This window comes from Salinibacterium sp. PAMC 21357, assembly GCF_000247645.1.
Taxonomy (GTDB): Bacteria; Actinomycetota; Actinomycetes; order Actinomycetales; family Microbacteriaceae; genus Rhodoglobus.
In genome coordinates this window covers 119,614-131,649 of the sequence record NZ_AHWA01000006.1, presented here as the reverse complement: position 1 = coordinate 131,649, position 12,036 = coordinate 119,614, and the positions used below count along the sequence as shown (strand labels likewise).

General features: G+C 61.5%; 12 protein-coding genes. 6 read left to right on the top strand and 6 right to left on the bottom strand.

Annotation, left to right across the window (positions count from 1 at the left end; genetic code table 11):
- Positions 1–16: 16 nt before the first annotated feature.
- Positions 17–1,225 carry an L-2-hydroxyglutarate oxidase gene (gene lhgO / locus ON14_RS13210; RefSeq protein ID WP_010205797.1) on the bottom strand — a complete coding sequence of 403 codons (1,209 nt, stop codon included), beginning with the start codon at positions 1,223–1,225 and terminating at the stop codon, positions 17–19.
- A 162-nt stretch (positions 1,226–1,387) separates the two neighbouring features.
- Here lhgO and ON14_RS13205 point away from each other — a divergent pair, with 162 nt between their 5' ends.
- The 4 genes from ON14_RS13205 to ON14_RS13190 are packed head-to-tail and all read left to right on the top strand — an operon-like array spanning position 1,388 to position 4,878.
- Positions 1,388–1,999 (top strand): acyltransferase, encoded by a 612-nt coding sequence (locus ON14_RS13205; RefSeq protein WP_141630071.1) that lies wholly within the window; start codon positions 1,388–1,390, stop codon positions 1,997–1,999.
- On the top strand, positions 1,996–2,568 hold the full coding sequence (locus tag ON14_RS13200; protein WP_010205795.1) for a hypothetical protein: 573 nt from the start codon (positions 1,996–1,998) through the stop codon (positions 2,566–2,568). The genes ON14_RS13205 and ON14_RS13200 overlap by 4 nt, the downstream gene beginning before the upstream one ends.
- Positions 2,569–2,572: 4 nt before the next feature.
- Positions 2,573–3,868, top strand: a complete 1,296-nt coding sequence (locus ON14_RS13195) for an MFS transporter (RefSeq protein WP_010205794.1) — start codon at positions 2,573–2,575, stop codon at positions 3,866–3,868.
- Positions 3,865–4,878, top strand: coding sequence for a hypothetical protein (locus tag ON14_RS13190; RefSeq protein ID WP_010205791.1), 1,014 nt, complete (start codon positions 3,865–3,867; stop codon positions 4,876–4,878). Before ON14_RS13195 ends, ON14_RS13190 begins: the two co-directional genes overlap by 4 nt.
- A gap of 33 nt (positions 4,879–4,911) precedes the next feature.
- On the opposite strand, the gene ON14_RS15285 is transcribed toward ON14_RS13190, so the two are convergent.
- Genes ON14_RS15285 through ON14_RS13170 form a run of 4 tightly spaced genes read right to left on the bottom strand, consistent with a single transcriptional unit; the run spans position 4,912 to position 8,288 of the window.
- Complete coding sequence (locus ON14_RS15285) at positions 4,912–5,337, bottom strand: VanZ family protein (protein ID WP_010205790.1); 426 nt, start codon at positions 5,335–5,337, stop codon at positions 4,912–4,914.
- Positions 5,330–6,697 (bottom strand): O-antigen ligase family protein, encoded by a 1,368-nt coding sequence (locus tag ON14_RS13180; RefSeq protein WP_158000095.1) that lies wholly within the window; start codon positions 6,695–6,697, stop codon positions 5,330–5,332. Before ON14_RS13180 ends, ON14_RS15285 begins: the two co-directional genes overlap by 8 nt.
- Before the next feature lie 47 nt (positions 6,698–6,744).
- Positions 6,745–7,587, bottom strand: a complete 843-nt coding sequence (locus ON14_RS13175) for a hypothetical protein (protein WP_010205788.1) — start codon at positions 7,585–7,587, stop codon at positions 6,745–6,747.
- Positions 7,584–8,288 (bottom strand): hypothetical protein, encoded by a 705-nt coding sequence (locus ON14_RS13170; protein WP_010205786.1) that lies wholly within the window; start codon positions 8,286–8,288, stop codon positions 7,584–7,586. The genes ON14_RS13175 and ON14_RS13170 overlap by 4 nt, the downstream gene beginning before the upstream one ends.
- Before the next feature lie 95 nt (positions 8,289–8,383).
- On the opposite strand from ON14_RS13170, the gene ON14_RS13165 reads away from it, so the two are divergent.
- A complete protein-coding gene (locus ON14_RS13165; protein WP_010205785.1) occupies positions 8,384–9,280 on the top strand; it encodes a glycosyltransferase family 2 protein in 897 nt (298 codons plus the stop codon).
- On the top strand, positions 9,277–10,113 hold the full coding sequence (locus tag ON14_RS13160) for a glycosyltransferase (protein ID WP_010205783.1): 837 nt from the start codon (positions 9,277–9,279) through the stop codon (positions 10,111–10,113). Before ON14_RS13165 ends, ON14_RS13160 begins: the two co-directional genes overlap by 4 nt.
- On the opposite strand, the gene asnB is transcribed toward ON14_RS13160, so the two are convergent.
- Positions 10,101–11,957: an asparagine synthase (glutamine-hydrolyzing) gene (gene asnB / locus ON14_RS13155; protein WP_010205782.1), complete on the bottom strand. Its 1,857-nt coding sequence runs from the start codon at positions 11,955–11,957 to the stop codon at positions 10,101–10,103. The genes ON14_RS13160 and asnB overlap by 13 nt on opposite strands.
- Between the last annotated feature and the right edge of the window lie 79 nt (positions 11,958–12,036).

The following is a 12,036-nucleotide window of genomic DNA, read 5'->3' as shown; positions in this document are numbered from 1 at the left end:
CGATGATTTCGTGGCGCTAGCGTGGCCCGCCGAGAAGGCGAGTGGCGATCATTCGGCCGATCGGGATCGATGAAGTCGCCGCCGGCGATGGCGCATTACCGACATGAATTTGCCGAGCAGTGCTCTCAAGCTGAAAGTCCTCAATGAACGAACCATCGCGGCGAACAGCCTGAGCGCGAATACCGGCTGAGCGCGTGCCAAGATCGTTCAGAGTAAGGGCCGACGCGTACTTCTGGCATTCACGCAGGTACCCAGAGGTGAAGAGCGAGTTCCTCATCTCGATAGCCGCCGGACGCAGGTTGTGCGCCGCCATCCGCCAGAAGCCGACATACGACGCGAAATCGACAACATCCAACGGCCGCACTGAACCGCGCGGGTAGCCCTCACGAGCCCAACCAAGCACCGCGTTCGGGCCGACCGTGACGCGGCCATCGATCGTCGGGCTGATGTGCACCCCGAGGAACGGCATCGAGGGATCCGGCACCGGGTAAATGAGGTGTCTCACGAAATCGTGACGATCTGCGGGGAGCTCAAAGTACTCGCCCCGGAACGGGACGATTCGGAAATCGATAGGGATGCTGGCGATCCTCGCAATGCGATCGGCCTGCAGCCCGGCACAGGCAACCAGTCGCCGCGCAACCCACTCACCACCGTCCGCCGCGCCTACCCGCACCGCACCGCCATCAATCCCCTCTTCCTCGACAATCGACGTCACCTCCGCAGTGAACCGCAGCGTGACGCCCGCGGCTTCGAGCTCATCGCGCATCGCTGAAGCGATACGGCGGTAGTCAACGATGCCCGTCGTTGGCGAGAGCAGCGCATCCACCCCCTGCACGTTCGGCTCGAGCTCGGCAAGACCGCCGGCGCCGATCCGCTCAACGACAATCCCGTTCTCGATCGAGCGGCGCTCCAAATCGTCGAGCCGTCCCTTCGAAGTCTGGTCCGTCGCGACGATGAGCTTGCCGACCAGCGAGTACGGGATGTCGTAGCGTTCACAGAACTCGACAGTCTCAATCCGTCCCTGACGACAGAGCTCGGCCTTGAGCGATCCCGGCGCGTAGTAAATACCGGCGTGGATGACGCCCGAGTTGTGCCCACTCTGTGCAGTCGCGACATCCGCCGCCTTGTCGAGCACAGTGATACGAGCACCCGGCGCCTTCTCAAGGATTGCCCGAGCAGTAGCCAGACCGACGAGTCCAGCGCCAATCACCAGGTAATCATCCATGCCAAGCCGCACCTTTCGTGAGGTCACCCGACTGGGCCACTTCCCCGTCGAGGGGAATGCGAATACGCTAGCATTCATGGAATTCTCGATTCCATCGCGGATGGGCGTCACCGCTGCACCCTCCCGGTGAGAGTTGATACCCGCCGACCCGACAGGCACACCTTGTCACCTCAACCCGCCCCACGCATCGCTGGCACCGCACAGGTGGATGAGGGAGCGCGCCTTGATCCCGGCGTTGTGGTCTGGCAACTCGCGCATGTCCGTGAAAATGCGGTCATCGGCGAAGGCTCGAGTCTCGGCCGAGGAGCGTATATAGGGCCCGGAGTCGTCTTGGGCCGCAACTGCAAAATTCAGAACTATGCGCTTATCTATGAGCCAGCGATTCTCGAAGATGGCGTCTTCGTCGGGCCCGCCGTGGTGTTCACCAATGACCTCTACCCCCGCGCGATCAACCCAGACGGATCACGAAAGTTGGGCGACGATTGGCCAGCGGTTGGCGTAACAGTGCGCACCGGCGCCGCCATCGGAGCGCGCGCGGTCTGCATCGCACCCGTTGAAATCGGCCAGTGGGCTTTAGTCGCTGCTGGAGCCACCGTCACAAAGGATGTGCCTGCCTTCGCACTCGTCGCGGGAAGCCCCGCCCGCCAGATCGGCTGGGTAGGCCGCGCGGGTGCTCGTCTGGTGCCCGAGGGCGAAGACTTTCGCTGCCCGCTCACCGGCGAGCGGTATCGCGAAGCCAGCGGAGAACTGGTGAAGGTCGACGCGGGCCCATGAAACAGATCACGCGGCAGCGACTCCCGTTCATCCTCACCGGTGTTCTGGTGTTGCTCGCTGTCGCGGCGATCGCGATATTTTTGGCTACGGACAATTCGGCGCAGATCGCGGAACCCGCACCGACGACTACGCGGGTAGTCGGCTCCGAGATTCCCCCGCCAACGGCCACACCGACGACTCCTCAGCTGGGTATCGAAACATCACCGCTCATTAGCGGGCCGCTGCCAGAGTCGGCGAGCGCCAACGGCAAACTGGTGACCGGATTCCCCACCTCCATCATCTCGCTACCGCCGGGAACGGAGGTGACAAGCAGTGCGATCACTACCGAGGGCGACCGCATGCAGGTGACAGTAGTCGCGTCATCTTCCCGCTCGGAGGACGAGGTGCAGAGCTACTTCCAGGATGTCTTCAGCGCCCTAGAGCTCCAGGGCGCGGAGACGCCGGCAGCACCCGACACTCGGGCCACCACCTGGTCAAGCGGAGCCGACAGCATTGTCGTGGCCACCCAAACCGACGGCGCCATAACGCGCTTTACCATCTTCGCGCTCTTCACCGCGGGCCCGAGCTAACACCGTGTACATCTCCCTGACCAATAGGCCCGAGGAACCTGAGGAGCCTGAGGGTCCTGAAGGCACTCCGACAGGGACGAAAGCTGCCAATGGCGTCTCATCCGTCGTCATCTCGTTGGGCGTTGTCAGCATGCTCACCGACATCTCGACAGAGTCGGTGTCTGCCATTCTCCCGCTCTATGTCACCGGCATACTCGGGCTCTCGACGGTGGCGTATGGCGTGCTCGACGGGCTGTACCAGGGCGTCAGCGCCATCGTGAGAATCGGCGCAGGCTGGGCCGCCGATCGCGGGGACCAACCAAAGTGGGTTGCCTTCTTTGGGTACGGTCTGTCGGCCATTGCTCGCATCGTTCTGCTTTTCGCGACTAGCTTCGGAGCGCTAGCCGCCGTCTTGACCGTCGACCGACTGGGCAAAGGCATCCGGACTGCTCCCCGCGACTCTCTCATCACCGCCGCATCGCAACCCAAGAATCTCGCCGCATCATTCGGCGTGCACCGCGCCCTCGACAACACCGGGGCCGCGATCGGACCGCTGCTTGCGTTCGTCATCCTTTTATTGATTCCGAACGGGTACAGCACTGTGTTTGTCGTGTCACTCGCATTCGCTCTCGTCGGCGTTGCCGTTCTCGGAATCATCGTGCCGAACCGAGGTTCGCGCGCCCGCATCGAGCCGCGCGCAACCAGCGTGGAACCCCGCAAAAATCGTCGCCGCATTCGCTGGCGTGAACTCAACAATCCGGGGCTCAAGCGCCTGCTTCTCGTGGCTGGCCTGCTGGGGATCCTGACGATCGGCGACGGCTTCATCTACCTCGTGCTTCAAGACCGCAGCTCGTTTGCGGCACAATACTTTCCCCTGCTGTACGTGGGCACCAACGTGGCCTTTTTGATCTTCGCGGTGCCGATCGGCAAACTCGCCGACCGCTTCGGCCGCGCGCGCACCTTTGTGCTCGGCCACGTGTTACTCCTCGCCGCCTACATCTCAGCATCGCTCCCCGTTACCGGCGCCGCCATCACGATCCTCTGCCTCGTGCTGCTTGGCGGGTTCTACGCGGCAACCGACGGCCTCCTTGCCGTGCTTGCCACCCAATTCACCACCGTAGACACCCGGGCTACCTCGATCGCCGCCGCACAAACCGTTGTGGCACTCTCACGATTTGTCTCAGCGGCCGGGTTCGGCATCCTGTGGTTCGCAATCGGACGCGAATCAGCGATGACGCTGGTATCGATCGCCATCGCGATCGTGATCCCCATCGTCGCGATCATTCTGCGTGGTGCCCGACCGTATCGGGCTGACGTATGACTTCCCGGCAGCGCATCGTCCTGTTGAGCGCAATCTCAGCGGCAGCACTGATCGTCGTAATCGTGTTCGGCACTCTCGCCTACCTGCGGTCGCAGACAGCGCTGACAGCGCCGAGTTCGGTCGCGGTGATCCCGGTGACCGAGTTCGCGGGAGACCGAATCGAGTTTCGCAATACCGCCGCCGGGGCGGACTACGGCAAGGTGGCGAGCGTGCCCCTCGACGATGCGAGCGGCATTCGCTCCCTCTCCTCGCAACTCTGCGATCGCGTCTATTCCACCTCCACTCTCACGATGTGCCTCACGACGGATGCCGGCATCCTGACTACCTGGACCGCCCTCCAGATCGACGACACCGGCGCGCACGCGCAAAGCTGGTCGCTGCCCGGAGTGCCCAGCCGTACCCGGATCTCCGCAAACTCGCACTTAGTGGCCGAGACCTCCTTCGTGACAGGCATCTCTTATGCCGGAGTGGGCTTCGCCACCGAGACGATAATCGCGACGTCTTCCGGCGAGAGCTATGGCAATATCGAGAATTTCACCCTCCTCGTGGATGGCGAGCAAGTGACGGCCGCCGATCGCAACATCTGGGGAGTGACCTTCGCCGATGATGACCGCCACTTCTACGCGACGGCAGCCAGCGCTGGTTCGACTTGGCTTGTCTACGGAGACCTCGTGGACAAGACCCTCACCTCGGTGCGCGGCAATGCGGAATGCCCATCCCTCTCACCGGACCGCAGCAGGGTGGCGTTCAAGAAGAACATAGGCACGCTCAATTCACCGGACTGGCGCATCGCGGTGCTCGATCTGACGACAATGGCTGAGACCGTGCTGGCCGAGGAACGCAGCGTAGATGATCAAGTCGAGTGGCTCGACGATGCGACGGTGCTCTATGGCCTCCCCCGCCCCGACGTCGTGGGCGACAGCGATGTGTGGAGTCTGCCCGCCGACGGTTCAGGCGCTCCCCTCCTGTTCATCCCGCACGCGTGGTCGCCCTCGGTGGTGCGCCCCTGAACAGTAGCCCGCCGACGGTGGAGGAAAGCGTCGTCACCGAGTGACTTTACCCGCGTTGCGCTCCCGGCGCACTACGATCAGCCATCCGAGCAACGCCCCCGCTCCGGCGCCAAACGCGTTGGAGACTATGTCGCGCATCGTGGGCTGCCGATCCGGAATCATAAACTGGGCGATCTCGACACCAATGGACACCGCAATGCCCAGCATTATGCCGAACCAGGGATTCCTCAACAGAATCGTCAGCAAAAACCCCAGAGGCACGAACAACGCGATATTTGCGGCGAATTCAATCCAGCCCGCGCCGAAAGTGATTCCTACCGACCCTCGCAGCATCTCCCAAATCGAGTCGATGATGTTGCCATACGAGACCGGCGCTAAGAGAACGCCAAAGGCTGCAACTGCGTAGACGGCAAGGCTAACGATCGCCCAGCTTCGGATGCGCCCTGAACGCTTAGCCATCGGAGACTTCCGGCCGGTGTGCGATTCGCGGTACGCCTGAAGAACTCGTTCGGGGCGCAGTTTTCATCTTCTCGTGTTGCTCGGACTGGGCGAAGGCAACCCTGCGCATGGCCGCTGCCATCCCCGCCATGAAAAAGAGCAAACCCGCCGAAATCGTGAACGAAAGTCCATCGAAGAAGATCATAAGAACGGCAATCGTGATCATTGACGCGGCGATCGCTTTGCTCATCGCTTTAGTGTTCGTGAACGGAGATTTCTTACTTGCCCAGTAGGCGCTGCCAACGGCAAAGACCACGAGCAGTGCGAAGCACAGCGCACCAATGAAACCCAGCTCAACCAAGAGAAGCACCCAAGCGTTATCGAAGATGTAATACCGCGGGAGGAATGTTCCAAAACCTTGACCGATCAGTGGCGACGAGGAAATGAACTCCGGCACACGCGATAGCGCCCCCACTCTCGACTGAGTGCTGGCGTCGTCTGATGCTCCCGCGAACAGCGCGACGATTGTTCCCAACAAACCAGGCACGGCAGCGAGAACTACGAGCGCAAGAATCCCACCGCCCACTCCGATAACCCAACGAAAGACGGAAGGAACAGCAGGGAGCGCGAATATGACGGCGACGGCGAGACCGATGATTGCCGATCGAGACACCGCAATCACGGACGCGATCGTGATGACGGCAACCGCGGCCCACCACCATCCGGCGTTGCGTGACGGACGGGATCGAAATCCGCCGCTGGCGGCAGCAGCAATCACCAAGGGAAGACTCGCAACAACGGCTGTCGCATATTCCAAGGGGTGAATCGCCGTTCCGGCGGCCCGGGTAAACGGCCCGCGTGTTGCGACGCCCTCAATGTCGACCGTCAATCCCGGAATGCCGGTTGTCCAGTCGAGAAGCGTTTGACCGGTTGCGAATTGTGCGAGCCCCAAGGCCGCCAACACTGCGGCACCGACCCCCAGACGACGCACCAGCTTGGCTGCATCCGCATGCGTGCGGACCCCGTCCATGGCTACGAAGAACACTCCGGCCCACGAGGCGAGCCTAAACAGTGCCGTCATCGCTGGACTGATCTGATCGGCTGGCTGTCCCCGTAACATCGCGGCGGCAAAACTCACCAGCGCAACGACCACCAGCGCAACGACGGCATAGCGAACGGGCTGCGGGACTGATTTCACCTCGCTCGGGCGGGCCTGAAGCCGGCTTAACACCCACCAGAACAGCAGAAAGAGTCCCCAGATGAGGGAAGGGCGGCCCAGGCTCCCCAGCCGAGTGATTGTCACGAATGACGGCCACGCCAGGAGAAGCACGATGTAGACGGTGAGCATTGTGGCAGCGCCAACCCCGCGCCCTCGATTCACCGCCCGCGTGTTTATGGCTGTGGGCCTCCGCGGCGGGTCGCCGACACTCATTCGACTGGGTATTTTACGGGCCACGCCGGCAGATCACTGCTCGTGCTTACTCCACCTTTGATCGGTAATCTGACTCCGGCGCGGTCACGTCCAGCTACTCGGCCGCGTCCGGACAGGCGGGGCGGCTGGAATGCGGTTTGTCGACTGCGATCGGCATCGTCGTTCGCAATTTCGTCTTCGCCTTCGTCTTCGTCTTCTTCGTCCTCTTCGTCATCCTGCCAGTCATTTGTTGCACGATGACGCCCACGGCGAGACAGCCCTTCCATCAGGCTCGCGGCGAGAACCGTGAGCATCACAATGCCAGCACCGACGCCAGCCGTAGCAGCGAGACGATTCCGTTGCTGAAGCGAGCTCGACTGGTCGTGAGTCAACGTGGAGATCTGAATGCGATCAACCGTTTTCACTCTCTGCTCGGTCTGCAAACGACTGAGGACACCAGAAGACCGGCTCAAAATATCCGTCAGGGCGGCGGCCGCATTTGCGTCGCTCGTCGCCGTTACCGTGATCAGGATGATTGGACCAGAGGTACTTGGATCCTTTGAGACAGCGATCTCGGTCCCCGGGTACTCCTCGACAACCATTCCCACTACCTCTTCGGAGTTCAGCGATCGAACTAAGACGTCGGCGGATTGGGTGAGCCCTCCGAGAAAAAGGAACGGGTTCGTCGCGCCCGTCGGAATTGTGCCCTCCCCTGGCAGAAGCAGCTGTGTCGCCGTGCGCTCGTAGCCCGGCTCAACCGTGGTGAAGGTAAAGATCGCAAGAATTATGGCGAGCACAAAGCCGGGGACGGTGATGTACCACCGACGCGCCAACCCTCGAAGTGTGTCGGCAAAGTTCATCTGGCAATCCTTCCCATGGCAGTAGGCACTCGGCGCAGCGCCCGATTTCGTCTAGATGTCGAAAGGCGCAGAACCAGCTGGTCGACCCCCACGGCAGACCAGGTGCCCACAATGACGCCCGCTAAAGCCATCGCTGCGACCGCGAGGTACTCCGTCGTGCGTGTGGGCGTGATCTCATCAATCTGAGTGCTCGTCGGTTCGACTGTTGCCGTGATCCGGTCCGCAACAGCGGGAACTACGGTGCGCTGCTGGGCATCGGTGACGTCCGCAATTTTTGTGAGCAGCTCCTGCTGTTGCGTCTGCACCCACTCGCGAGAACGCCCAACGATCTGAATCTCGATCGTTGCTGAGGGATAGCTGGCGACCCACTGGTTTCCTTCATTTCGAAGGGAAACGAGAATTCCCTGGCGAACTCCGGCACCGTAGTAAGGCGCGTCCACGGTTGAATAGGTCAGGGCAGGCTTGCCAAGGTTAATTTCGGCAGCAATCGCGCCAGCGAACGCAATCACGCTCGAATCGTCGCTACCGCTGTTCGCCATCAAAGTGGTTCGTGCCGGAAGAGTGAAGGTCACGGCTGTGCGCGTAGCGAAGGCGCCGCTGTCTCGGAAAAAGGTTGCCGTCAGAAATCCCGTTAAGACCAGCACGAGCAGCAGGACATACCAACGCCGGAGGGCGGCCTTCAGGATGTCGAGAACGGTCACACTTCCCTCCTTCGGAGCGTGCACACAGCTGCCTTACCGATTATACTCATCTCGCTAAGAGGCCCTCTGGAATCATTGAGAAAGAGGTAACGACGATGATCGACTTCTCGATCGTCGTCGTGTCGTACTTCAGTTCCGATGATCTTGCGGGGTTGATTGCTTCGGCAGACGCCGCCGCTGCGGGGGCGACGTGGCATGCCACGATCGTCAACAATGCCCCGCATGAACCGCTGGCTCCCCTGCTGCCGCACAACGATCACGTGAGCGTTATCGAGGCAGGGGCAAATCTCGGGTATTCCGGTGGGCTCAACCTTGGCCGGGCTCACGCGCCGCTGTCTCGATTTACGGTCTTTCTCAATCCCGACCTGACGTTGCATCCCGGATCTCTGCAGGCTCTGGGAAATACTCTCGCCGGCGGAGCGGAGGCAGCCGTGCCGCTCATCGTCGCCTCAGACGGAAGCCGCCAGAACTCGCTGCGCCAAGAACCATCGATTGTGGCCGCGATCGGCGACGCCCTGTTTGGAGATTCGTGGGCCGGCCGGCCTCAGGCGTTTAGTGAAACCGTTCGCGATCCGCGATCCTACTCTCACCCACGCCCCATCGAGTGGGCAACGGGGGCGGCCTTGGCTATCCACACTGATGCTGCGGACACCCTGGGCGATTGGGATGACACGCTGTTTTTTATGTACTCCGAAGAGACAGATTACGCACGAAGGATACGCGCACGCGGCGGCAGAATCGAGTTCGAGCCCCGCGCCGTCGTCGAACATCGCGCCGGCGGATCGGGCTCCTCCCCTCAACTTGACGCTCTGTTAGAAGTCAACAAGTTGCGCTACTTCCGCAAGTGGCACGGCCCGGTTGCGTCGAGCGTTTTTGGGCTCATTCTCTTGGGGCGCAACCTGCTCCGCCCTCATCAGCCCGGTGCTCGCGCTGCTGTCCGAGCGCTCCTTTCTCGACGCACCCGCGCCCAGCTCCCGGGAGGGCCGCGATGAATCCGGGCACAATCATCATCGCCGCTCACAACGAGGAGGCGGTCATCGGCCGCACGCTCGACGCCCTCTCCGACGCGGGAGAAAAGCAGAACATCCACGTCGTAGTCGTCAGCAACGGTTGCACCGATCGAACAGCACAGATCGCCGCAGAGTACACCGGAGTGAAAGTCGTCGACATCGCGGTGGCGTCGAAGATTGCGGCGCTGCGCGAAGGAGATCGGCATGCCATACGCGGCCCTCGCATCTATCTGGACGCTGACGTCGTTCTGAGCAGCCGCGCGGCACGAGACGTCATCGATGCCCTCTCGAGCGGAGCTGTCGCCGGGCGCCCCCCGCACGCCTTCGACTCCTCACGAGCGACGTGGATCGTTCGCTCGTGGTATCGGGTTCGCGCTGAACTTCCGTCAATCTCATCGGCCCTCTGGGGTGCGGGATGCTACGCCCTTTCTGAAACGGGACGAGCCCGTTTTGATGAATTCCCCGACCTCATTTCTGACGATCTATTCATCGACAGTCTCTACTCAACAGATGAGATCACGATCGTGCCCACCGACCCGGTAATTGTGACAACTCCACGCCGCACGGCCGATTTGCTGCGCATTCTGCGGCGCAGCTACCGCACTCAATCCGAGGTCGCTGAGGCAGCCGACGGACTCTCCTCCGGGCAGCGCGGGCAACTCGGCGATTTGAAGGCACTCGTGCGTCGTTCCCCGAACCGACTCGGTGACGTCATCGTGTATGTCACCGTCATCGCCGTTGGACGTATTCGCGCCCGCACCTCTCGCACTAAAGAACGTTGGGAACGCGACACCAGTTCACGTCAACTGGACTGATGCTTGGCCGGCCCGAAGAATGTTTCGTGCCATACCTCGAGCGACATGAGGGTCCAGATCCTGCTCTCTTCATTGAAAGTTCCGCTGTCGTGGCGATCGAGCAGATCGCGAATGGTCGCCCTGTCGAAAGTCTCCGCAACGAAGGAGCCAGTTCCCGTCAGACGTTCGCGCACCGAATCGCGCAATGATGAACGGAACCATGTGTCGAGCGGAACCCGAAAACCAACCTTGCGGCGATCAACAATGCTCGCGGGAAGATATCGACGCGCAACCTCTTTGAGTACCCATTTGGTCTGGCCTGAACGCAGCTTCACCGACGACGGCAGGCGGAAGGCGAGATCGACAAGGCGATGATCTAGCAGCGGAGGCCGCAGTTCTAAAGACGCGGCCATCGACATCCGATCGCCTCGTTCGAGCAGATTATCTGGCAGCCAGTTGCGCAAATCTGCCAGAAGCATCGCCCGGACAGGATCGACACCGCGTCCAGCGACCGCCAGCGAAGTCGGTCGCGAAGAAACGCCACTAAGCAGTTGGGCTCGCTCCCGAGCAGAGAAGGGCGCAAACCACGTACGAAACTGCTCATCGCGTTCCGGCGTGGCCCAGACGCGCAGCCCGATCCGCGCGCGCGCCAGTCGTGCTGGCAAATGACGATCGATCCCCTCCCCCACAATGCGGCGGAAATCGCCCGGAAGAACGGATGCTGCCGCCATCGCCCGTGCGGCCCGATACTTCGGGTAGCCAGCAAAGAGCTCGTCGCCCCCTTCTCCCGAGAGAACGACCGTCACGTGCTCCCGTGCGGCCTGGGCCAGACGGTAGACAGCAAAGTCGGCAGGTTCAGACATCGGTGCGTCACGATGCCACGTGAGTGTCGGCCAGAGTGATTCGAAATCGCGGGCATCCACCTGCACCTCATGGTGGTCTGTGCCGACATGTTCGCTCACCTGGCGGGCAAACGGCAGCTCGTCATTGCGAGGGTCGCCGAACCCTGCGGAGAACGTCTTCAATCTCCCGCCGCCGTGAAGCGCAGCGGCTTTCGCGACGATGAGGCTGCTGTCCACGCCACCGCTGAGATAGGCGCCTACGGGAACATCAGCGACGAGTGCCGAACGTACGGCCTCGGTAACCATCTGGTCGACCGCGTCAACAGCAGCCGAAGGCGTCCACAATTCGGCGTCTTGCTCCGGGGGCGCCCAATACAACTGTTCGGTAATTGAGCCGTCTGGTCTCACTTCTGCGCGGTGAGCAGCTTCAAGCTTTCGGATACCGTCAAAGAGAGTGAAAGGTGCGGGAACGGACCGGCCGTAGAGGTAGGCACCCAAGCTCTCGCGGTCAACAGACGGCGCCTCATCCATTCCGGCCAGAATCGCCTTGATCTCGGAACCGATCAGCAGCGTGTCACCCGACCGGCGGAAGTAGAGCGGCAAAATACCCAGTCGATCGCGCACCAGATGAACTATGCCGGTATCCCGATCGAAGGCCGCAAAAGCGAACTGCCCCACGAGCTGATCCACATAACGGATGCCGTGGGTGACCAAACCGGCGAGAATCGTCTCAGTGTCGCCCGCAGTTCGAAACGGATAATCAAGAGCTTTTCGTAGCTCCTGGTAATTCAAGATCTCCCCGTTGAAGACGATCGTCCATCGGCCGTCAACGCTGTGCATCGGTTGGTGTGAGCCACCAACATCGATGATCGATAATCGCCGGTGACCGAACCCGATCGACCCGTCGATCCAGAAACCGTTGTCGTCTGGTCCACGGTGGTGGATGGCATTTGCCATTGACTCGATTCGGGCTCGAGACACACCAGCACCATCGAACCGGACCGCGCCAACGATTCCACACATAAAAATCAGCGTAGTGTACCATCGGAATCGATAGCTTGTTTTCGTCCGTATCCGCTGCCGACGGGAGATCCTCGAATGG

Coding starts and splice junctions, on each gene's coding strand:
- lhgO (WP_010205797.1), bottom strand. CDS start 1,225: ATGGATGATTACCTGGTGATTGGCGCTGGACTCGTCGGTCTGGCTACT.
- ON14_RS15285 (WP_010205790.1), bottom strand. CDS start 5,337: ATGGCTAAGCGTTCAGGGCGCATCCGAAGCTGGGCGATCGTTAGCCTT.
- ON14_RS13175 (WP_010205788.1), bottom strand. CDS start 7,587: ATGAACTTTGCCGACACACTTCGAGGGTTGGCGCGTCGGTGGTACATC.
- asnB (WP_010205782.1), bottom strand. CDS start 11,957: ATGTGTGGAATCGTTGGCGCGGTCCGGTTCGATGGTGCTGGTGTGTCT.
- ON14_RS13200 (WP_010205795.1), top strand. CDS start 1,996: ATGAAACAGATCACGCGGCAGCGACTCCCGTTCATCCTCACCGGTGTT.
- ON14_RS13165 (WP_010205785.1), top strand. CDS start 8,384: ATGATCGACTTCTCGATCGTCGTCGTGTCGTACTTCAGTTCCGATGAT.
- ON14_RS13160 (WP_010205783.1), top strand. CDS start 9,277: ATGAATCCGGGCACAATCATCATCGCCGCTCACAACGAGGAGGCGGTC.
- ON14_RS13190 (WP_010205791.1), top strand. CDS start 3,865: ATGACTTCCCGGCAGCGCATCGTCCTGTTGAGCGCAATCTCAGCGGCA.